Annotated in this window: 18 protein-coding genes; 4 read left to right on the top strand and 14 right to left on the bottom strand. The window is 55.8% G+C overall.

The features are described 5' to 3' along the window. Positions 1-20: 20 nt before the first annotated feature. Positions 21-863 (top strand): 3-mercaptopyruvate sulfurtransferase, encoded by an 843-nt coding sequence (gene sseA / locus QSK07_RS00595; protein WP_098052615.1) that lies wholly within the window; start codon positions 21-23, stop codon positions 861-863. Positions 864-903: 40 nt separating this feature from the next. Here the strand turns inward: sseA and sseB are convergent, their stop codons facing one another. The 5 genes from sseB to trmJ all read right to left on the bottom strand — a co-directional run bounded on the left by sseB (position 904) and on the right by trmJ (position 5,790). After that, on the bottom strand, positions 904-1,668 hold the full coding sequence (sseB, locus tag QSK07_RS00590) for an enhanced serine sensitivity protein SseB (protein WP_285720179.1): 765 nt from the start codon (positions 1,666-1,668) through the stop codon (positions 904-906). A gap of 46 nt (positions 1,669-1,714) precedes the next feature. Beyond that, positions 1,715-3,001, bottom strand: coding sequence for an aminopeptidase PepB (pepB, locus tag QSK07_RS00585; protein ID WP_285720178.1), 1,287 nt, complete (start codon positions 2,999-3,001; stop codon positions 1,715-1,717). A gap of 159 nt (positions 3,002-3,160) precedes the next feature. Next, positions 3,161-4,321 carry an IscS subfamily cysteine desulfurase gene (locus QSK07_RS00580; RefSeq protein ID WP_285720177.1) on the bottom strand — a complete coding sequence of 387 codons (1,161 nt, stop codon included), beginning with the start codon at positions 4,319-4,321 and terminating at the stop codon, positions 3,161-3,163. A gap of 88 nt (positions 4,322-4,409) precedes the next feature. Continuing rightward, positions 4,410-4,907 carry a Fe-S cluster assembly transcriptional regulator IscR gene (iscR, locus tag QSK07_RS00575; protein ID WP_098052611.1) on the bottom strand — a complete coding sequence of 166 codons (498 nt, stop codon included), beginning with the start codon at positions 4,905-4,907 and terminating at the stop codon, positions 4,410-4,412. Between the two features lie 130 nt (positions 4,908-5,037). Then, a complete protein-coding gene (gene trmJ / locus QSK07_RS00570) occupies positions 5,038-5,790 on the bottom strand; it encodes a tRNA (cytosine(32)/uridine(32)-2'-O)-methyltransferase TrmJ (RefSeq protein WP_098052610.1) in 753 nt (250 codons plus the stop codon). 132 nt (positions 5,791-5,922) lie between these two features. Between trmJ and suhB the strand changes: the two genes are divergently transcribed. Continuing rightward, positions 5,923-6,726, top strand: coding sequence for an inositol-1-monophosphatase (gene suhB, locus QSK07_RS00565; protein ID WP_098052609.1), 804 nt, complete (start codon positions 5,923-5,925; stop codon positions 6,724-6,726). Between the two features lie 62 nt (positions 6,727-6,788). Here the strand turns inward: suhB and QSK07_RS00560 are convergent, their stop codons facing one another. From QSK07_RS00560 to QSK07_RS00550, 3 genes are all read right to left on the bottom strand, one after another. Continuing rightward, positions 6,789-7,802, bottom strand: a complete 1,014-nt coding sequence (locus QSK07_RS00560) for a TIGR04086 family membrane protein (RefSeq protein WP_098052608.1) — start codon at positions 7,800-7,802, stop codon at positions 6,789-6,791. A 201-nt stretch (positions 7,803-8,003) separates the two neighbouring features. After that, complete coding sequence (locus QSK07_RS00555) at positions 8,004-8,978, bottom strand: nickel/cobalt transporter (RefSeq protein WP_098052607.1); 975 nt, start codon at positions 8,976-8,978, stop codon at positions 8,004-8,006. Further along, positions 8,969-9,595 (bottom strand): DUF1007 family protein, encoded by a 627-nt coding sequence (locus QSK07_RS00550; RefSeq protein WP_285720176.1) that lies wholly within the window; start codon positions 9,593-9,595, stop codon positions 8,969-8,971. Before QSK07_RS00550 ends, QSK07_RS00555 begins: the two co-directional genes overlap by 10 nt. A 155-nt stretch (positions 9,596-9,750) precedes the next feature. On the opposite strand from QSK07_RS00550, the gene csiE reads away from it, so the two are divergent. After that, a complete protein-coding gene (gene csiE / locus QSK07_RS00545) occupies positions 9,751-11,019 on the top strand; it encodes a stationary phase inducible protein CsiE (protein WP_285720175.1) in 1,269 nt (422 codons plus the stop codon). Here csiE and QSK07_RS00540 read toward each other — a convergent pair. Continuing rightward, positions 11,001-12,149: a 3-phenylpropionate MFS transporter gene (locus QSK07_RS00540; protein WP_285720174.1), complete on the bottom strand. Its 1,149-nt coding sequence runs from the start codon at positions 12,147-12,149 to the stop codon at positions 11,001-11,003. The two genes, csiE and QSK07_RS00540, sit on opposite strands and share 19 nt — an antisense overlap. Positions 12,150-12,277: 128 nt before the next feature. Continuing rightward, positions 12,278-13,531, bottom strand: coding sequence for a serine hydroxymethyltransferase (glyA, locus tag QSK07_RS00535; RefSeq protein WP_098052603.1), 1,254 nt, complete (start codon positions 13,529-13,531; stop codon positions 12,278-12,280). Positions 13,532-13,858: 327 nt separating this feature from the next. Between glyA and hmpA the strand changes: the two genes are divergently transcribed. Then, on the top strand, positions 13,859-15,043 hold the full coding sequence (gene hmpA / locus QSK07_RS00530; RefSeq protein ID WP_285720173.1) for an NO-inducible flavohemoprotein: 1,185 nt from the start codon (positions 13,859-13,861) through the stop codon (positions 15,041-15,043). A gap of 224 nt (positions 15,044-15,267) precedes the next feature. On the opposite strand, the gene glnB is transcribed toward hmpA, so the two are convergent. The 4 genes from glnB to QSK07_RS00510 form a co-directional block, all read right to left on the bottom strand. Continuing rightward, positions 15,268-15,606: a nitrogen regulatory protein P-II gene (gene glnB / locus QSK07_RS00525; protein ID WP_003848647.1), complete on the bottom strand. Its 339-nt coding sequence runs from the start codon at positions 15,604-15,606 to the stop codon at positions 15,268-15,270. Between the two features lie 183 nt (positions 15,607-15,789). After that, a complete protein-coding gene (gene glrR, locus QSK07_RS00520) occupies positions 15,790-17,124 on the bottom strand; it encodes a two-component system response regulator GlrR (protein ID WP_502921701.1) in 1,335 nt (444 codons plus the stop codon). Further along, the gene (qseG, locus tag QSK07_RS00515) at positions 17,124-17,792 is read right to left on the bottom strand and encodes a two-component system QseEF-associated lipoprotein QseG (protein WP_275221205.1); all 669 of its coding nucleotides are present in this window, start codon (positions 17,790-17,792) and stop codon (positions 17,124-17,126) included. Before qseG ends, glrR begins: the two co-directional genes overlap by 1 nt. A 3-nt stretch (positions 17,793-17,795) precedes the next feature. Then, positions 17,796-19,223, bottom strand: coding sequence for a sensor histidine kinase (locus QSK07_RS00510; protein ID WP_098052600.1), 1,428 nt, complete (start codon positions 19,221-19,223; stop codon positions 17,796-17,798). Positions 19,224-19,709: the final 486 nt, after the last annotated feature.

The raw sequence follows: 19,709 nt of genomic DNA, 5'->3' as shown, positions 1-19,709 counted from the left end.
ATTGCTGAGATGAGGTTGTTATGACAACGCCACTGTTTGTGTCCGCCGACTGGTTACAAGAGCACGACAACGATGAGAGGCTTCAGGTGCTGGATGCCCGTATGCTGCCACCCGGAATGGAAGCGGTTCGCGATATCCAGGCTGAATATCTGGCAGGTCATCTACCCGACGCGCCTTACTTTGATATTGAAGCGCTCTCCGATCACACCAGCCCTTATCCGCATATGCTGCCGCGTGCCGAGACCTTTGCCGTCGCGATGCGCGAGCTGGGCGTAAGCAGTGATAAGCATCTGGTGGTCTATGACGAGGGCAACCTCTTTTCTGCGCCGCGCGCCTGGTGGATGCTGAAGACCTTTGGCGTGGCGCAGGTGTCGATCCTGGCAGGCGGTTTGCAGGGCTGGAAAGAGGCCGGTTTTGCGCTGGCAACCGGCAACGTGAATCTGCCGGAAGGTGAGTTTGAAGCGCACGCGGATGAAAGCCGGGTTAAACGCCTGACGGACGTGCTGCTGATCAGTCATGAAGGCGGTGCACAGATTGTTGATGCGCGTGCCGCCAATCGCTTTAACGCTGAAGTGGACGAACCGCGTCCCGGTCTGCATCGCGGACATATTCCCAACAGCCTGAATGTGCCGTGGAATACGCTGGTCGAGCAGGGAAAACTTAAGCCGGAAGCGGAACTGCGCAGGCTGTTTTCTGAAGCAGGCGTCGATATCACACAACCGGTGGTCGCCAGCTGTGGCTCTGGCGTGACGGCGGTGGTATTGATTCTGGCGCTTACGGCGCTGGGCGCTCGGGATGTCACGCTGTATGACGGGTCCTGGGGCGAATGGGGCAGTCGCGACGACTTACCGATTGCGAAATAAAAAACGGGCGGCTGACAAGCCGCCTGTTTTTTTGAGTACGTCAGATAATTCGTTCACTGCCCTTGAAGTCACGCAGGAAACTGCCCCAGCGACGCTCATAAAATGGCGTGATGTGGGCGGTAAAAAAGTGGCTGATGCCACGGTCCTGCAAAGTGACTTCACAGATATCAATCGGTGCATCGTCCGGCAGCGTGTCCGTAGCCACACTGCCTGCCGCCTGAATAATCGCCTCAATGTTACTGTCCGCTTCAATACCAATCAGCAGATTAGGCGCGTCGTCTGCCCGCTCACGAATGCTGGCGATAAACGCCCGGCGCACCTGTTTATGCTTACTGAACAGCTGCGTCAGCGAATCGATCATCTGCGCAGGCGGCTCGGCCACCTCAGAGAGCAGCAGGGACTGTCCGCCTTCCAGCACGGTTTGCTGGCTTAGCGCACTGCCCTCTTCAGCCAGCAGATGGGTGATCTCGGCTGCAGTAAACTCTTTACCGGAGGGCAGTTTGGGATTGAGAAACAGCGTCTCGCCGCGTGTAATTTCAAACAGCGTCCGGACCGGCAGACGCAGCCAGGACTGCTCACCGCTCACCGCTTCACTCATCGCCTCTTCTGACGTGAAAAAAGGAATGATGCTGCTGCCATCCTCTTTTTCCCAGTGCTGCAGATCAACGGGCGTGCTGGCATCAAGCTGTTGCGTGGTGCTTTCGCCTGGAACAAAGACATCAGACTCCAGCAGCAGTTGAAAAAATTCGGGCCGATGGGCAGGCTCGGTGGCTGCCAGCTTCAGCACCTCTTCAAGACGGTTCATAGTTTCCCTCTGAACAGCGGCGGCATCCGCCACCGCTGAGCCCTTCTTATTTCAGTAACAGATTTGCGATGGTTCGCACGCCAAGACCTGTTGCACCCGCCGCCCACTGATCAACCGCCCCTTTACGATAGGTGGCGGAACAGTCGATGTGCAGCCAGCCCTGCTGATAGTTACTCACGAAGTGGGACAGGAATGCTGCCGCGCTGCTGGCGCCTGCCGCATGAGACGGGCTGGCGATGTTGTTGAGATCGGCAAAGTTAGACGGCAAATGGCTGCGATGGAATTCAGCCAGCGGCAGACGCCAGAAAGGCTCGTTCTCACTTACCGCGCTGCCCATCAGCGACTGCGCCATCACATCATCAAAGGTAAACAGCGCATGATAATCGTTGCCCAGCGCCGTTTTAGCCGCGCCGGTCAGCGTGGCAGCATCGATGATCAGCGTCGGGTTCTGCTCGCTGGCGTCGATTAAACCGTCGGCCAGGACAAGGCGACCTTCCGCATCGGTGTTCATGACTTCCACCGATTTGCCGTTGCGATAGCGAATGATGTCGCCGAGCTTGAAGGCGTTGCTGCTGACCATGTTATCGGCACAGCAGAGGTAGAGTTTGACGCGCTTATTCAGGCCACGCGAAATCGCCATTGCCAGTGCGCCAGTAACGGTCGCCGCGCCGCCCATGTCAGACTTCATTGAGTCCATAAAGCTGCTCTGCTTCAGGCTGTAGCCGCCGGTATCAAAGGTAATGCCTTTACCGACCAGACAGGCGTAGACCGGTGCATTCTCATCGCCGGTTGGGTTGTAGTCGAGCGCCAGGTAAACCGGCGCGCGATTTGAACCCCGTCCCACCGTGTGCAGGCCCGTATAGCCCTGAACGCGCAGGTCGTCGCCTTTAGTAATGCGATAGCTCACAGCGCTGCCGCCCACTTCACTGATCAGATCGACGGCCGTATGCGCCAGTTGTTCCGGCCCCAGATCTTCTGCAGGCAGGTTAATCACGTTGCGGACCCAGTCGATGATTTTCAGACGGCGATCAAACTCCGCCTGCTCATGTTCGCCCAGCGCGGGCCACTCAACCTGACGCTGGCCTTTCGGGCCACGGAAGCCCTGCCAGAATGCCCAGCACTGCTCAAGGTGCCAGCCTTCGCCGGTCAGCGCCACGTGGCGGATGCCCTGGCTGTCGATTTTGTGCGCCGCACGCTGAATGGTATTCAGCGCATCCGCGCCGGTGAGATGCAGCGTCATGCCGCTGTCGTTGCTGCTCAGAATCGCTTTTTCGCCCCAGCGCGCATCGGCGGGCTGGCTGCTAAGCGTAATGTTCATCGGTTGTGTGGTCATCGAAAAGCTCCGTAATCGTTATCTGTTTCATCCAGCCTGATTGTTATGACGGCTTTAATAAGATGTTAAATGTATTTCGCAGAGACCTGATAACAGATTCCGCCGGGCGTTGCCAGCGAAGCGCCCATATTGGCGCAGTTTCCGGACTTTAACCGGGTATCAGGATTTCATTAAGGCTCGCAGCCGGGTCACCGACTTCTGCACCAGGGCAATGGCGTAGTCGATCTCTTCTTCGGTCGTGAAACGTCCCAGCGAGAAGCGCAGCGAACTGTGCGCCAGCTCCTCACTTACGCCCAGCGCGCGTAAAACATAGGAAGGTTCCAGGCTGGCAGAGGTACAGGCCGAGCCGGAAGAAAGGGCCAGATCTTTCAGCGCCATGATCAGGGATTCGCCCTCAACGTCAGCGAAACTGATGTTAAGAATGTTCGGCGCACACTGATGCGGATCGCCATTGAGGGTAACGTCCGGCAATACGCTGATACCCTGCCACAAACGATCGCGCAGCGTCTGCAGACGCGCAGTCTCGGTTTCGCGCTCTTCTGCCGCGATACGATAGGCCTCACCCATGCCGACAATCTGATGCACCGGCAGGGTGCCGGAGCGCATCCCGCGTTCATGCCCGCCGCCGTGAATTTGCGCGGCAATCTGCACGCGCGGTTTACGCCGCACATAGAGCGCACCGATGCCTTTCGGGCCATAGAGTTTGTGGGCCGAAAAGGACATCAAATCGACCGGTAACTGGCTGAGGTCGATAGGCAACTTACCGACGCTCTGGGTCGCATCCACATGAAACAGAATTTCACGCTCGCGGCAGAGTTCGCCAAAGGCGGCGATATCCTGAACCACACCGGTTTCATTATTGACGTGCATCAGAGTCACCAGAATGGTGTCATCGCGCAGCGCCGCACGCAGCTGTTCAGGCGAGACAATGCCGTTAGCCGCCGGCGTCAGATACGTGACGATAAAGCCCTCGCGCTCAAGCTGTTGACAGCTGTCGAGCACCGCTTTGTGTTCCGTCTGGCTGGTGATGATATGTTTGCCGCGCGCCTGATGGGCGTGAGATGCGCCTTTAATCGCAAGGTTATCGGATTCGGTGGCGCCAGAGGTAAAGACGATTTCGCGCGGATCGGCGTTGACCAGTTCAGCAATCTGATTGCGGGCAACATCGACCGCTTCTTCAGACTGCCAGCCAAAACGGTGCGATCGCGAAGCCGGATTACCGAACGTGCCATCCAGCGTCATAAACTGCATCATTTTGCTGGCTACACGCGGATCGGCCGGCGTGGTAGCGGCATAATCCAGGTAAATCGGTAATTTCATTGCGCTACAGCTCCGTATAGAAAATCATACGTCTTTATAGCAGATTCGGCCCTGACCGCGTTAGCAGTAAGGGCCGCAACAGCGGGGATTACGAGGCGCGCTGGTTGACGTTAATTTCCTGCGAACGCGGGCTCTGGAAGCGACGATTATCGATCGCATTCTGACGATCGGCCACATCCAGAATCTCCTGATTATTCACCAGCTCAGCCAGCGTAATATTGTTCAGGAAGTCACTGATGCGCACACTCAGATCGCGCCACAGCACGTGAGTCAGACAACGCTCGCCGCCCTGGCAGCCTTCTTTGCCCAGGCATTTGGTGGCATCAACCGACTCATCAACCGCAGTAATCACTTCGCCGACAGAGATAGTGTCTGACGCTTTACCCAGCAGATAACCGCCACCCGGGCCACGAACGCTGGAAACCAGGTCATTTTTACGCAGTCGGGAGAATAACTGCTCCAGATAGGAGAGCGAGATGCCCTGACGTTCTGAAATATCAGCCAGCGGGACCGGACCTTCATGGGAGTGAAGGGCAACGTCCAGCATTGCAGTAACGGCATAACGTCCTTTGGATGTCAGTCTCATAGCGTACGACCTCAATAGCGTCCGGTTATCGGAGGATTAGCAACAGTTGCCATGAAGTCTGACATTCCTGAGTAATTTGGTCAACTATTTAACCTGGTAAATTAGTCAGGTATTTAACCAGGTAATTTACTCAACTATTATCTGCTTCTTTTTTCTCGTTTTTTCGCTTTTCAAACGACGAAAGCATACCGCGCAGGATGTTGAGTTCATCGCGTTCCGGACGGGCGCGGGTATAAAGACGACGCAGTTTGCTCATCACCTGGCCTGGATTGGCTTCACGGATAAAGCCGCTGTTCAGCATCATCTGTTCCATATGCTGATAGAAGCGCTCAAGATCATCCACCAGCGGATAAGGCGATTCTTCATACTTCGGTGGCGGACTGGCCTGCTCCTGCGACTGTAACCATGCCATGCGCACTTCATAGGCGATAATCTGTACTGCCATCGCCAGGTTCAGCGAGCTGTACTCCGGGTTGGCCTGAATCGCGACGTGATAATGACACTTCTGCAACTCTTCGTTGGTCAGGCCAACGCGCTCACGACCAAACACTAATGCGACCGGTGCCTGCTGGCCCTCTTCCACACTTTTTATGCCGCATTCACGTGCATCCAGCATCGGCCAGGGCAGCGAACGCGAACGTGCACTGGTACCGACCACCAGACTGCATCCGGCGATTGCCTCATCCAGTGAATCGACGATTTTTGCGTCGCCGATAACGTCACTGGCACCGGCGGCCAGGGAGATCGCTTGTGAGTCGGGTTTGACCAGCGGATTAACCAGATAGAGGTTGGTTAAGCCCATGGTTTTCATGGCGCGCGCAACGGAGCCCATGTTACCGGTGTGAGACGTCTCAACCAGTACGATACGAATATTTTGCAACATGATTAGGGATACTCAGAAACGGGTCAGTAAAATCAGTGGGGAGAATCGTAACATAAAGCAGGACATTTACCGAACACGCTGCTATACTCCGCGCCGTTTTCCCCGTTCTTTAACATCCAGCGAGAGATACCGATGCATCCAATGCTCAACATTGCCGTGCGCGCAGCGCGCAAGGCCGGAAATTTAATTGCCAAATATTATGAAACCCCGGACGCCGTCGAAGCCAGCCAGAAAGGCAGCAACGACTTCGTAACCAATGTTGACCGCGAAGCAGAACGCCTGATTATCGAAATTATTCGTAAATCTTACCCGAAACATACCATCATCACTGAAGAAAGCGGTGAACTGGCGGGTGAAGATCAGGATGTTCAATGGGTTATCGATCCGCTGGATGGCACCTCCAACTTCATCAAACGTCTGCCCCACTTTGCTGTTTCAATCGCTGTGCGCATCAAAGGCCGCACTGAAGTCGCTGTCGTTTATGATCCAATGCGCAATGAACTGTTCACCTCTTCACGTGGCCAGGGCGCTCAGCTGAATGGCTATCGTCTGCGTGGCAGCATTGCACGCGATCTGGATGGCACCGTTCTGGCAACCGGCTTCCCGTTCAAAATGAAGCAGCACGCGCCAGCTTACATGAACATCCTGACCAAACTCTTCACCCAGTGCGCTGACTTCCGTCGCACCGGTTCTGCTGCGCTGGATCTGGCCTATGTGGCTGCGGGTCGCGTAGATGGCTACTTTGAGATTGGCCTGAAGCCGTGGGATTTTGCGGCGGGTGAACTGCTGGTTCGTGAAGCGGGTGGTCTGGTTACTGACTTCACCGGTAACCACGGCTTTTTGCTGTCAGGTAACCTGGTCGCGGGTAATCCGCGCGTGGTGAAAGCGATGCTGTCGAGCATGCGTGATGAGCTGAGCGAAGCGTTAAAACGCTGAGTTTTAGTACAGAAAAAGGCGGCTTATCAGCCGCCTTTTTATTGCCTGCTAATCAATGATGATTAACGACGTTCGTGTGCCAGCACCTGACGGGGCTGAGTACGGCGACCCACCATACCCATCACACCAGCCAGTGCGGCTTCGATGATCAGCAGAATCAGGGCATACCAGCTCGCTTTAGCGGTCGCAGCAGCGGCTTTTTCGCCCGCTTCACGTGCTTTCTGCTCAGCCTGCTGTTTCAGTTCATTGTACTTCTGGACGGCCTGCTGATAGCTCTGCTCGGTTTTCGCAACGATCTGATCCACTTCCTCATCGCTTTTACCGGTACGGGCTTTAATGATATTTTTCAGTGCGTCACGATCGGCTGCCTGCAGGGTATCTGAATGACGATCCATCACACCTTTTAGCCAGTTGGTCAGATCGGTATCGGCTGTCTGCGGATGGTTCGCGGTGTTGCTAGCCTGGTTTTCTGCATTCTGCGCTTCGTTATTTGCGTCCTGCTTCAGATTCTCGGGCTGTAATTCCGGCTTACCGGTCTGGCGTAATGTGGTTTCCAGTTCGTTCTGCAGACTATCTAAATTAATATTATTTTCCTGCAGCTTTTCTTTTGCCATTTGAGTCACAGATGGCGCAGCGGCGGAAATACCGCTACCCAGTGCCTGGAAGCCTGAACCCACAATATTCATCGCGCCACCTAATACACTGGTTGCCAGCGCAATAGCCAGGTAAATAGTGAAAATTGTGCTAATGCCAAACATCAGTAAACCATGCAATGCGCCTTCGCGCTGAGCCAGTCGACCGGCAACATAACTACCCGCGGCCATCGCAACCAGCATTTCAATGGCTGTCCAGACCAGTGCGCCAGTGCCAAGACCGTCCAGCGGATTCTGTTCTTTCATCGGATCAATGGTGGTAGCACCAATGGCTGTGCCCAGCAGCGTCAGAATGATATGAACGATTAATGCACAAATAACACCAGCAAACACCGCGCTCCAGGAAATACGTTTTAACGGTAATCCTGCCGGCCCGGTCGCCAGCGTTTCGGTGTAGCCATTATTTATACGGGTATCAGCCATGAAATATACTCCTCGCAATAAACAGAAAGCTGTTCTGAACTTTTATCATCCCGACGGCGGAATGCCGTTTTGGTATTAATAGCGTAGACAGGGAATAGTCATTTCACCACTAAACTGCTCAGAGAAAAAATAAAGAGATGAATTTAGAGATAATTCACGAGGTAAGGATAACCGCGGGAATTTAATTCCCGCTGCGTTTATTCAGAAAGGTCGAATTCCTCCGCCCGCTGTCAGCTGTGCTGACTGCCATAATGCGATGCCCGCCACAATTAAAATCAGGCTACCGGTTAAGGCCAGCGTTGGCAGCAGTAATCGCGAGATGCCTGAGACTGCACCAGGTTGTGCCAGCCGTTGCGCTATCGAGCGCGCCTGCTGAACCACCAGGCCAATCGCCGAAATGGTCAGTGCCGTGCCCAGTGCCATAACCGCAGCAGAGACAATGCCCCAGCCATAAACGCCAATCACTTTGGCAAACAGCAGCATCATAATCGCGCCGGAACAGGGACGTAACCCCATCGATACCACCACCAGCAGTTGGGTTTTCCAGCTGACATTGCCGCTCATCTGCTGCGGCGTCGGCAGATGCGCATGTCCGCAGCCGCAATGCTCATCATGCTGATGGTGGGGCCGGAAGGCACGAAATACCGGGGCTGGACGCAACACCCGCCACAGCGAACGCAGCGCCCGATACCCGATCATCACGCCCAGCCCCATCACCAGCAGATAACTGCCCTTCTCCAGCCAGAAACTGCTGAGATGCAGCTGGCGCGACGAAGTCTTCAGCACGACCAGCATTACGGTGACCAGCACAATGGCGACTGATCCCTGCAGCAGCGAGGCGAGCAGCGTCAGCCTGATACTGGTTCTGACGCGGCTCGGATGGGTCGCCAGAAAAGTCGCGATCACCACTTTGCCATGGCCCGGGCCCAGCGCGTGCAGCACGCCATATATCAGGCTGAATATCACCAGCGAAAGGCCAGCCTTGTTGGGCTGCTCCGCCACCTGCTGTAACAGCTGGGTCATCTGCCGGTGCAGATCTTTCTGCCATAACGCGCTTTGCAGCAAAATCTGCGACCAGTAAAGCCAGACCAGCAACGCGCCGCCGATAAAGAGCCCCGCCAGCAGGCATAGCGGCCAGAGCCGGGAAGCCCGCAGGGGTGTGGAGATTACTGACATGTCAGAACCACCGTTTGTGCAAACTGGCGCCCCAGATCCATCTCCTCTGCAGGCGCATCGGCTTTGTCCAGCGACAATGCATACTGCTTCAGGGAGTCGTTGGGTTTTGGCGTATTGAGCGCAAATTTGCAGCGGGTCTGCAACGCCGGCGGCAGCGATAATGCACCGGGATTGTCATAGAACATATCGACGAAATAGGTGGGATCGAAGGTCAGGATCTCAAAGCGCTGCCCGGCCAGCGTCGGGGGTTCCGCCAGCGGCAGAACAAATTCCAGCACCGCTTTGTGGCCGCTACGCGACAGATTATATTCCGTTGGCAGATTCAAAAACTTTACCCGCTGTTGGTTGTGCCAGATTTCAGAAAAATAGTGCTGGCCCAGTACGTTCGCCATCACGCCTGCCGCCAGCTTTTTCCACACCACGCTGCCTGGCTTCGCCTCGCCCGCGTCATACAGCAGGTCGGCGGAAGTGATCTCATCCATGGTCCAGGTCATCTTTAATCCGGTGAAGGTGTCATCCTGCACCACCAGTTCGGTTTTCATGTCGATGAAGCTGTGAGGATGGGCCAGCAGAGCCGGACTTAATACCATCAGTAAGGCAAAGAGTGCGCGTTTCATAATGTTATAAAGTAACGTTCCTGATGAAAAGAATCTATAAGTAACAAAATTTTGTGACCCGCCTTAAACCTCCGGCAAATAAACCGCGTAAACCGCGCGGGCACTGACCGGGTTGACTACGCTTAGCTCAAAATAGCCAGCTGGAAATCTGATTGATGAGTTCTGCTACCCCTTTGGCACCACTCTTCACCCGTTCACAGCGTCAGTGCCATCTTTTGTTGTTGCTGTTTCTGCCCGCACCCGTGCTCACGCTTGAAAAGATCTGCCAGCTGAATGGCATCGATCCTGCCGTTGCCCGACAGGATATCGCGGATGTAGGCCTTGAGATACAACGATATCACCAGCTGGAATTGCACCAGATGGTGGATGGCAGCTTTCGTCTTCATGGTACAGAGCTGGACCGGCGCCTTTGTCTGTTGCACAACCTGCGACGCAGTCTGCGTTTATCGCAGGACTTTGTCTGCCAGCATTTTGCCACGCCGCTGCGTCAGCGCCTGAAGGCCATGAAGATTGAAAAAGCGCTGTGGGATGAGACCAATTTACAGGCGCTGATTCAGCACTGCAGCCTGCGTCTGAAGCGCGAGTTCAGCGAGCGCGACCGGCTTTTTCTGCAGATTTTCATGAAGTATGGGTTGTGTCAGCGCCAGCCGGTGCTGTTCAGTGAGGCGCAGTCCCTCTGGCTGCAGCAGAAGCCTGAGCGGCAGGCCGCCGAAGATGTGATACACCACTGGCGAAAACGCTGCCATCCTGCCCCGCACGTCAGTGAAACCGACTTCTGGACGCTGCTGTTCAGCCAGATTTATACGCCGGTCGTGGACGCGATTACCCATCCTGCTGAGCAGCAGTTGATAAACGCGACGCAGCAACTGATCAATGACTTTGAAGCCTGTGCAGAAATCGCCTTTGCTGACCGCGACGAACTGCTCAAACAGCTCTATCCGCATCTGGCGCAGGCGCTGGATCGCACTCATTTCACTATCGGGATCGACAATAGCGTAGCACTGGATGTCAGCCGCCTCTATCCTCGCCTGTTGCGGACGACTCAGCAGGCCCTGCAGGATTTTGAACAGCATTATCATGTTGCTTTTACGCCGGAAGAGGTGAGTTTAATCACCATTATTTTCGGTGCCTGGCTGATGCAGGAGAGTGCACTGCAGGAGAAGCAGGTGCTGATCCTGACCGGCGACGACGCCGATCTGGAGCAGAATGTGGAGCAGCAGATCCGCGAGATCACGCTACTGCCGATTAATATTTCCTACCTGGACGTAAAGCAGTTTCAGCGGGATGGTGCACCACGAGACGTCGACATCATTATTTCGCCCTACCCGACCTCGCTGCCCTTGTTCTCTCCGCCGCTGGTGCATGCGGAACTGCCGCTAACGTTGCATCATCAGCAGCGCATTCGTTATTTACTGGAGTCGTAGCCGGGACGCAGAAACAGTGCGGGCAGCGCCACCAGTGCCATCACCCAGAAAAGATGCCCCTGCAGATGCGCGAACAGCACACCGCAGATCATGGTCATTATCGCAATACCCCCGCCCATCGCCAGCGCGGAATAGAGCGACTGAAGCCGGATCACTTCCGCCCCCTGCCGCGCCGCAATAAAGCGCATCGCCGCCAGATGACAGACGGTAAAGCTGCCACAGTGGAGAATCTGCGCCACAATCAGCAACGGCAGCGCGGTGCTGGCTCCCAGCAGGCCCCAGCGGATGAGCGCGCAGATGCCTGAAAGCAGCAGCAGGTCACGCGCACTCCAGCGGCGGAACAGGCGGCTGCTCAGAGCGAACACGATAATTTCCGCCACCACGCCCAGCGACCAGAGATAACCCACCGTCGAGGCGGAATAGCCGCTCTCCTGCCACCAGATAGCGCTGAAGCCGTAATAGGCAGCATGCGCGCCCTGCAGCAGCGTCACGCAGAGCATAAATCGCCATACTGCATTTTCACGCAGCAACGCACGCCATTCCTGCCAGCCGCCGCTCGCAGCACTCTGACGCTCATGCCCCTGTGGCTGGGTGGCCGGTCTCAGCATCATGCCAGCGAGCATGGCGATGACACCAACGGAAAGCAGCAGCAGAATAGCCTGAGAGGAGTAAGCACTGACCAGCACGCCGGTTAACGCCGAGCTGATCACAAAGGCCAGCGATCCCCACAGCCGCACCGGCCCATATGCCAGCCCAATCTGCTGTGTCCAGGTAGCGGCCAGCGCATCGCTGAGCGGCACCAGCGGCGAGAAGAAGAGGTTAAAGCCGATCATCACAGTCAGCAGCCACATCCACTGCTCACCTATCCAGAAACCGGCGGCGAACAGGCAGGTCATCAACGCCAGCAGACGCAGCGCCGTAATCAACCGGCCGGGATTCTTAACCTGCGAGGCGATAAGCAGACTACCGACGAAGCGCGCAACCATACCACATCCAAGCAACAGGCCAATTTTCTCAGCATCCAGGCCGGTGCCTTTCAGCCACACACCCCAGAATGGCAGATAGATGCCGTAACAGAAGAAGTAAGTGAAGTAGCCCAATCCGAGCCATCTGGCGGAGCCGATTGCCATATTCCCTCAAGCAAGTGTGCTGCCTCGCAGCATGAGTGGGCGCTACTCTGGCAGAGCGCCGCGGGACAAACAATAAAAAAGGATGGCAGATGCCATCCTTTTTATGCTGTCTCACAACAGGTTAGCGATTAAGCGTAGACCGGCAGACGGCTGCAGATATCCAGCACTTTCTTTTTGGTGCGCTCGATGGTTGCTTCGTCATTGATGTTATCCAGCACATCGGCGATCCAGCCAGCCAGCTCACGCACGTCTGCTTCTTTGAAGCCACGACGGGTAACCGCTGGCGTACCGATACGGATACCGGACGTCACAAACGGGCTTTTCGGATCGTTTGGCACGCTGTTCTTGTTAACCGTGATGTTGGCGCGGCCCAGCGCCGCATCGGCTTCTTTACCGGTCAGGTTCTTGCTCACCAGATCGATCAGGAACAGATGGTTATGCGTGCCGCCAGACACGATGTCGTAGCCACGCTCGATCAGCACTTCTACCATCGCTTTGGCGTTTTTTGCCACCTGCTGCTGGTAGGTTTTGAACTCTGGCTCCATCGCCTCTTTGAAGGCAACTGCTTTACCAGCGATAACGTGCATCAGTGGACCGCCCTGGCCGCCGGGGAAGACAGCAGAGTTCAGTTTTTTATAGAAATCTTCGTTGCCGTTTTTCGCCAGAATGATGCCGCCGCGCGGACCCGCCAGCGTTTTGTGGGTGGTGGAGGTCACGATGTGCGCATGTGGAATCGGGCTTGGATAGACTTCTGCGGCAATCAGGCCAGCAACGTGTGCCATATCGACAAACAGCCAGGCACCCACACTATCCGCGATTTCGCGCATTTTCGCCCAGTCGCAGACGCCGGAGTACGCCGAGAATCCGCCAACGATCATTTTTGGCTTGTGGGTTTTCGCCAGTTCAGCCAGTTCGTCGTAGTCAATTTTACCGGTTTCATCGATACCGTAAGCCACCACGTTATAAAGTTTGCCGGACAGGTTAACCGGTGATCCGTGAGTCAGGTGTCCACCGTGCGCCAGGTTCATCCCGAGGATGGTATCGCCTGGCTGCAGCAGCGCGGTGTAAACCGCGAAGTTAGCCTGTGAACCAGAGTGAGGCTGCACGTTAGCGTAATCAGCGCCAAACAGTTCTTTTGCACGGTCGATCGCCAGTTGCTCAACGATATCAACGTACTCACAGCCGCCGTAGTAGCGTTTGCCCGGATAGCCTTCAGCGTATTTATTGGTGAGCTGAGAACCCTGTGCCTGCATAACACGCGGGCTGGTGTAGTTTTCAGAAGCAATCAGTTCAATGTGCTCTTCCTGACGCACTGTCTCCTGCTCCATCGCCTGCCACAACTCGGCATCATAATCGGCAATGTTCATATCACGCTTTAACATCCGGATCTCCTGACTCAGCTAACTTTCAGACGGTATTTACCCCCCTTCAGGGGCGAAGGCCCACAGTGTAAACCGTTTTAACAGGTGAAGGTAGGGTGAACCGCCTCTTTTTACGCAAACGATTGGCTGGCTGCTGGCACGGCATTTTCGCCCCTTTTTGCCCCGTTCAGACGCCACAATTTTTCTTCAGGCTGTGACGAAGGTTTTTCATGATGCACTAAAAAGTTGCCACTCAGACAGCCAGAAAGTTCATTGGGTTATTTACACCGCAGACGAAGCGGCTATAAGATGCATTTAAAATACATGTTTATCTGAGAGGTTACTTTTATGCTTGATGCCCACACCATCGCTACCGTTAAATCGACCCTGCCGGCCATCGCCGCCTGCGGCCCAAAGCTTACGGCCCACTTCTATGACCGCATGCTGTCGCACCATCCGGAGCTCAAAAACGTCTTCAACATGAACAACCAGCGCAACGGCGATCAGCGCGAAGCGCTGTTCAACGCCCTCTGCGCCTATGGCGCGAATCTGGAGAATCTGGTGGCGCTGCTGCCTGCGGTGGAAAAGATTGCGCAGAAACATACCAGCCTGAATATCCAGCCTGCGCAGTACGCCATCGTCGGTGAAAATCTGCTGGCCACCATCAGAGAGTTGCTGGATCCAGGCGAAGAGGCGCTGGCGGCATGGGGCCAGGCCTACGGCGTACTGGCGAGCGTATTCATCAATCGCGAAGAGGAAATTTATCAGGCCACAGAGCAGCAAACTGGCGGCTGGCGTGGCACCCGGGCGTTTCGCATCAGCGCGATTGCGCAGCAGAGCGATGTGATTAAAAGCTTTACCTTCACGCCGGTGGATGGCGGCCCGGTCGCCGCCTTTAAGCCCGGTCAGTATCTGACAGTGCATCTGCAGCCTGCCAGCTTCGAACATCACCAGATTCGTCAGTACTCGCTGACGCATCTCAGCAACGGCAAAGCGTATCGCATCGCGGTGAAACGTGAAGCGCAGGGCACCGTCTCCGGCTGGCTGCATCAGAATGGCAAGGTGGGTGATGAGCTGATGCTCGCCGCGCCGCACGGTGACTTCTTCCTTGAGGTCGATCCTGTCACGCCAGTAGCGCTGATTTCCGCAGGCGTGGGTCAGACGCCGATGCTGGCGATGCTCCATGCGCTGGCAGCAAGCCAGCACCGCGCGCCGGTCAGTTGGCTGCATGCCGCAGAGAACGGCAAACAGCACGCGTTTAGCGAAGAAGTTATTGCTACTGGCGCGCAGCTCGCCGATTTCGTCAGTCATGTCTGGTATCGCGAACCTGCCGTAGAAGATGCCGGTCATTATGACGAGCGGGGTCTGATTGATATCACCGCGCTTTCAGCACGTCTCACCTCACCTGACACCCACTTCTACCTCTGCGGCCCCCTGCCTTTTATGCAACATGTGGTAGCGCAACTGCGTGATGCCGGTGTGGCAGATTCACATATCCATTACGAGCTGTTTGGGCCGCACAAAGGGATGTGATTCTGCTATTAAGTTCAGGCAGCAACAAGCCAACACAAAGCTAAGGGAACACGGGCAGAAGAGGGAAGCGTCCCGCGCCAGGGAGGGTTTAAGCGCCTTTCCGATCTGGCCGTGTTCCCTTAGCCAGCTCGATTTCACCGCTAAAAATATCCGGCTACCAGGCATAAAAAAAAGCCCGCAGCGCGGGCTTTTTTTATGCTGATAAAGAGCTGATAAAAAGACTATCAGATCGCCTCTTCATCCTCTTCACCCGTACGAATACGCACCACGCGTGCCACGTCGAAGACGAAGATCTTACCGTCACCGATTTTGCCGGTCTGCGCCGTGCGCATAATCGTCTCGACGCAGGTATCAACGATATCGTCGCCCACCACCATCTCGATTTTTACTTTAGGTAAAAAATCGACCATATACTCTGCGCCGCGGTACAGCTCGGTGTGCCCTTTCTGGCGACCAAAGCCCTTTACTTCACTCACGGTCATCCCGGTGATGCCCACTTCCGCTAAGGCTTCGCGAACATCATCGAGTTTGAATGGTTTGATAATTGCATCAATCTTTTTCATGTCAGACCCTTTTTCACTCCCTCCATGGTCAGAGGGTTTATCAAGTATAAATGTTTCTGGCGCTGTCGGGCGGTAATATCCGGGTTTCTTCAGGTTGCCGCAAGTGCTGCCAGATTATGCTGACTGCAGCCATTATGCCTCTGGCCTGTGCAGTCAACCTCCCGATATCACTTCGCCGCCCCGCTACTCTTTGAAATCACTGGCGTCCAGTTCATGCCGGGACAGCAGCTTATAGAACTCCGTGCGATTGCGCCCGGCCAGACGTGCAGCGTTGGTCACATTGCCTTTGGTCATCTGCAACAGCTTGCGCAGGTAGTTCAGCTCAAACTGATTGCGCGCCTCCGCAAAGGTCGGCAACGCGCTGTTTTCCCCGCTTAAGGCCTGCTCCACCAGCGCATCGCTAATCACCGGCGATGAACTCAGTGCCACGCACTGCTCAATCACGTTCACCAGCTGACGCACGTTGCCCGGCCAGCTGGCCGCCATCAGACGCTTCATTGCATCGACGGAAAAACTGCGAATCTGCGGTTTATGGCGCTCTGCCGCCTGACGTAACAGATGATTAGCCAGCAGCGGGATATCTTCTGTGCGCTGATGCAGCGCCGGAATCTTCAGATTCACCACATTCAGACGATAGAAGAGATCCTCACGGAATTCCTTCTTCTCCATCGCCTTTGGCAGATCGCGATGGGTAGCTGAAATGATGCGCACGTCAATCTCAATATCGTGATCGCTGCCCAGCGGCCTGACCTTACGCTCCTGCAGCACCCGCAGCAATTTAACCTGCAGCGGTTGCGGCATATCGCCAATCTCATCCAGGAACAGCGTGCCGCCGCCAGCGGTTTTAAACAAACCATCACGGGCACTGACCGCGCCGGTAAACGCCCCTTTAGCGTGACCGAACAGCTCTGATTCCAGCAGCTGCTCCGGCAGTGCGCCACAGTTAATGGCGACAAACGGCTTACCGTTACGCGGGCTGGCGGCGTGAATCGCCTGCGCCAGCATCTCTTTACCGGTGCCGCTCTGACCGTTAATCAGCACGCTGACGTCGGACTGCGCCACCATGTGCGCCTGCTCCAGCAGCTTCAACATCAGCGGGCTGCGGGTAACAATCGCTTCGCGCCAGCGGTCATCGCTGACCGGCGCCTGCTGTGACAGCGCCTCATCAATCGCTTTATAGAGCGCATCTTTGTCCAACGGTTTGGTCAGGAAGCTGAAGACGCCCTGCTGGGTGGCAGAGACCGCGTCCGGAATGGAGCCGTGCGCCGTCAGGATAATCACCGGCAGACCGGTGTGGCGCTTCTGGATTTCGCCAAACAGCGCCAGACCGTCCATCTCGTCCATCCGCAGATCGCTGATCACCAGCTCGATTTTCTCTTTCTGCAGCAGACGCAACGCTTCGGGTCCGCTGGCCGCAGTAGTGACCTGGTACCCTTCGCTGCGAAGACGCATACCCAGCAGCTTCAGCAGGCTGGGATCGTCATCCACCAGCAGCAATTTTGCCGCTTGTCTCACCATCATTGCTCCTCATCCTGCGGCAGTGCCGTGCCGTGACCGCTGTCAGGCACATCCGGCGCTTTGCGCGATGAAAGCTGGCGCTCAATGTCAGTCAGCCGCTCCAGCTTATGCTGCGTGTCGCTGAGCTGCTGCTGCTGTTTCACCATCTGCTGGCGTATCGCCTCCAGCTGCGTATCACTGCTCTGCTGCAGATGGGCATAACGGGTGCGCGCTTCACTGAGGTCAAGCTGTGCGGTCTGATTACTGCGCCACAGCTGAATCAGCGGGCGCACAGACTGCGGGAAATCGCTGCTGTAACGGTCCAGGGTTTCAACATAGCGACGACGTTCAACAGGCGTCACGTTGCCGTTGGACATCAGTACGCCCTGCTTGAAGGCGCGCGACCAGTTCTCAGCCGGCCAGCGATGGGCTTCGGCACGGGCCTCCGCGGGAGAAAGACGTTCGGCACAATCAATCGCCCGCATCCAGTAGAGGGTGTTGCCCAGCGCCGTACTATTTTCTATCGGCCACAGGTCACTGCAGCGGGTCGCCAGGTAATCAGCGATTCTGACCTCGGGTTCCGCCACCTGATGGCCTGACGGCAAAGAGGAGGTGGCCGGGGAGGTCGTACATCCGCTGAGGAGCAGCGTAGTCAGCGTGCTCAACAGCAAAGCGGGTAAATATTTCATCAGTCAGACTTTCCCGGCTGTGGTGTTCAGTTCAATTCGAAAACAGACGTCAGCCTGCTCGCAGGAGACCAGCATCAGATCGCCCTGCATCCGGCGCAGGCAATCTTTGGCGATACTTAATCCCAGCCCGCTGCCTTTCACCGGCCCTTTTCGCTGCTGGCTGCCCTGGTAGAACGGTTCAAAAATCATCGCCTGCTCTTCCGGCGGGATCGGCGAGCCGCTATTCGCGACCTCAATCCAGACCCGATCGCCCTGCTGCTGACTGCGAATCCAGATGGTACCGGATTCGCTGCCGTAGTTCACGGCGTTCGAATAGAGGTTGTCGATTACGCGTATCAGTAACATCGGTTCTGCAAGGCAGTGGCTGGCTTTAAGATCGACGACCGTCTGCATCAGTTTGGCGCGCGATGAAAGCGCGTGTGCGTTAACGACGTCTTCCACAATCTCCGCCACGCTGACCGACTCCAGCGCGATCGGGCCATCCGCCAGTTTGCGGTTGTAATCGAGCAGCTGTTCAATCAGCTGCTGCAGATGGCGACTGCTGCTGTCGAGGATAGTGACCACTTCTTTTTGATCGGCATTCAGCGAGCCGGCGACTTCGTCTGCCAGCAGTTCTGTGCCTTCACGCAGGCTGGCCAGCGGCGTTTTCAGCTCGTGAGAGAGATGGCGAAGAAATTCATGACGCTGCGATTCCAGCCACTGAAGCCGCTCGCTGAGCCAGACGATGCGCTGTCCCAGCGAGCGCAATTCGCGCGGACCGCGAAATGTCCCGCTGTTACCCAGTGCCCGCCCTTCGCCAAGCCGGTTGATCATCCGTTCAATGCGCTTAACCGGACCGATAATCATGCCGGTAAACAGCGTCATCAGTGCCAGACTGATGATAAACAGAATCAGCGCCTGCCAGCCAAAAAACTGGCCGCGATCGGCAATTTCGCGCTGCAACTGTAAGCCACGCGAAAAGACCACTTCGCGCGTGTCCTGCACCATCTGCGCATTCGTCGCAGAGAAGCGATCCAGCGCCTCTGCGGCAACCGGCACCGGATTGCCATTGTCACATTTCAGTGGCGTCAGCAGCGGCAGCGTCGCCTGTAAGGTCTGGAATGCGGGCAGTTCGGGCAGGCTGGCGCTGTGTGAGCTCAGCATCTGACTGTAGCGGGTATGTTGAGTCTGATAGAGGCGCGCCAGCGAGGCATCATCCAGCACACAGTACTGGCGATAGCTACGCTCCAGCTCAACCGCTGTTCGTGCCATCGCTTCACTTCTGCGCACATCGGTAAACGTATTGCGGTTAGTATCCGCAGCCTGTTCGCTTAATGCAGAGAGACTTTCCCACGCCTGCCAGGCCAGTACCAGCAGGGGCAGCAGCACCAGAACAAACGCCATCAGCACCAGCTGACGCAGAGAACGGGGAAATAAACGCCATTTTTTCACGCAGCCGCTTCCTTAAGATTTGCTGTCTGGATGCTAGCGGACTCTGTCTGTGGAAGAAAGATGTCTGCGGAAGAAAGGGGAACAAAAGAAAGCGGCAGGCTCAATGGCCTGCCGCTGGCACGACGCGTGTTGCATCGCGTAAGAATGGGTGGAGCCTTACTCAACGTTACGTCCGGTGTTTGATAACGCAAGCGATTATCGGTCAGGTGGACGGCAGGCTCCTTTTGGTGCGTCATTCGGGCTTCATGAGCTCTTATCCGCTAAGCGGGGCAATCATAAACAGGTGAATGAGCAGCTGAATGATTATAGCAAGTTCCATGCCATAAAATAAATCATTATATTTTTCAGCAAATTGAGCAGACCCGCCCGCTGACTGCGCGAAAAATCTTATATCAGCACAGGCTATCTGTCTCCGTAAGGCGACACTAAATACAGCCTGAGAAGCACGCATTAAAAATCAATGAGATAAATGTCACCATACAGCGA

The organism is Pantoea sp. QMID4 (assembly GCF_030270445.1).
Classification (GTDB): Bacteria; Pseudomonadota; Gammaproteobacteria; order Enterobacterales; family Enterobacteriaceae; genus Pantoea; species Pantoea vagans.
The sequence above is the reverse complement of the archived record's forward strand: the minus strand, read 5'-3'. Positions and strand labels throughout refer to the sequence as shown.

Excerpts from the sequence above, each read along its gene's own strand:
- sseA (WP_098052615.1), top strand. The coding sequence starts at position 21 with ATGACAACGCCACTGTTTGTGTCCGCCGACTGGTTACAAGAGCACGAC.
- sseB (WP_285720179.1), bottom strand. The coding sequence starts at position 1,668 with ATGAACCGTCTTGAAGAGGTGCTGAAGCTGGCAGCCACCGAGCCTGCC.
- pepB (WP_285720178.1), bottom strand. The coding sequence starts at position 3,001 with ATGACCACACAACCGATGAACATTACGCTTAGCAGCCAGCCCGCCGAT.
- QSK07_RS00580 (WP_285720177.1), bottom strand. The coding sequence starts at position 4,321 with ATGAAATTACCGATTTACCTGGATTATGCCGCTACCACGCCGGCCGAT.
- iscR (WP_098052611.1), bottom strand. The coding sequence starts at position 4,907 with ATGAGACTGACATCCAAAGGACGTTATGCCGTTACTGCAATGCTGGAC.
- trmJ (WP_098052610.1), bottom strand. The coding sequence starts at position 5,790 with ATGTTGCAAAATATTCGTATCGTACTGGTTGAGACGTCTCACACCGGT.
- suhB (WP_098052609.1), top strand. The coding sequence starts at position 5,923 with ATGCATCCAATGCTCAACATTGCCGTGCGCGCAGCGCGCAAGGCCGGA.
- QSK07_RS00560 (WP_098052608.1), bottom strand. The coding sequence starts at position 7,802 with ATGGCTGATACCCGTATAAATAATGGCTACACCGAAACGCTGGCGACC.
- QSK07_RS00555 (WP_098052607.1), bottom strand. The coding sequence starts at position 8,978 with ATGTCAGTAATCTCCACACCCCTGCGGGCTTCCCGGCTCTGGCCGCTA.
- QSK07_RS00550 (WP_285720176.1), bottom strand. The coding sequence starts at position 9,595 with ATGAAACGCGCACTCTTTGCCTTACTGATGGTATTAAGTCCGGCTCTG.
- csiE (WP_285720175.1), top strand. The coding sequence starts at position 9,751 with ATGAGTTCTGCTACCCCTTTGGCACCACTCTTCACCCGTTCACAGCGT.
- QSK07_RS00540 (WP_285720174.1), bottom strand. The coding sequence starts at position 12,149 with ATGGCAATCGGCTCCGCCAGATGGCTCGGATTGGGCTACTTCACTTAC.
- glyA (WP_098052603.1), bottom strand. The coding sequence starts at position 13,531 with ATGTTAAAGCGTGATATGAACATTGCCGATTATGATGCCGAGTTGTGG.
- hmpA (WP_285720173.1), top strand. The coding sequence starts at position 13,859 with ATGCTTGATGCCCACACCATCGCTACCGTTAAATCGACCCTGCCGGCC.
- glnB (WP_003848647.1), bottom strand. The coding sequence starts at position 15,606 with ATGAAAAAGATTGATGCAATTATCAAACCATTCAAACTCGATGATGTT.
- glrR (WP_502921701.1), bottom strand. The coding sequence starts at position 17,124 with ATGGTGAGACAAGCGGCAAAATTGCTGCTGGTGGATGACGATCCCAGC.
- qseG (WP_275221205.1), bottom strand. The coding sequence starts at position 17,792 with ATGAAATATTTACCCGCTTTGCTGTTGAGCACGCTGACTACGCTGCTC.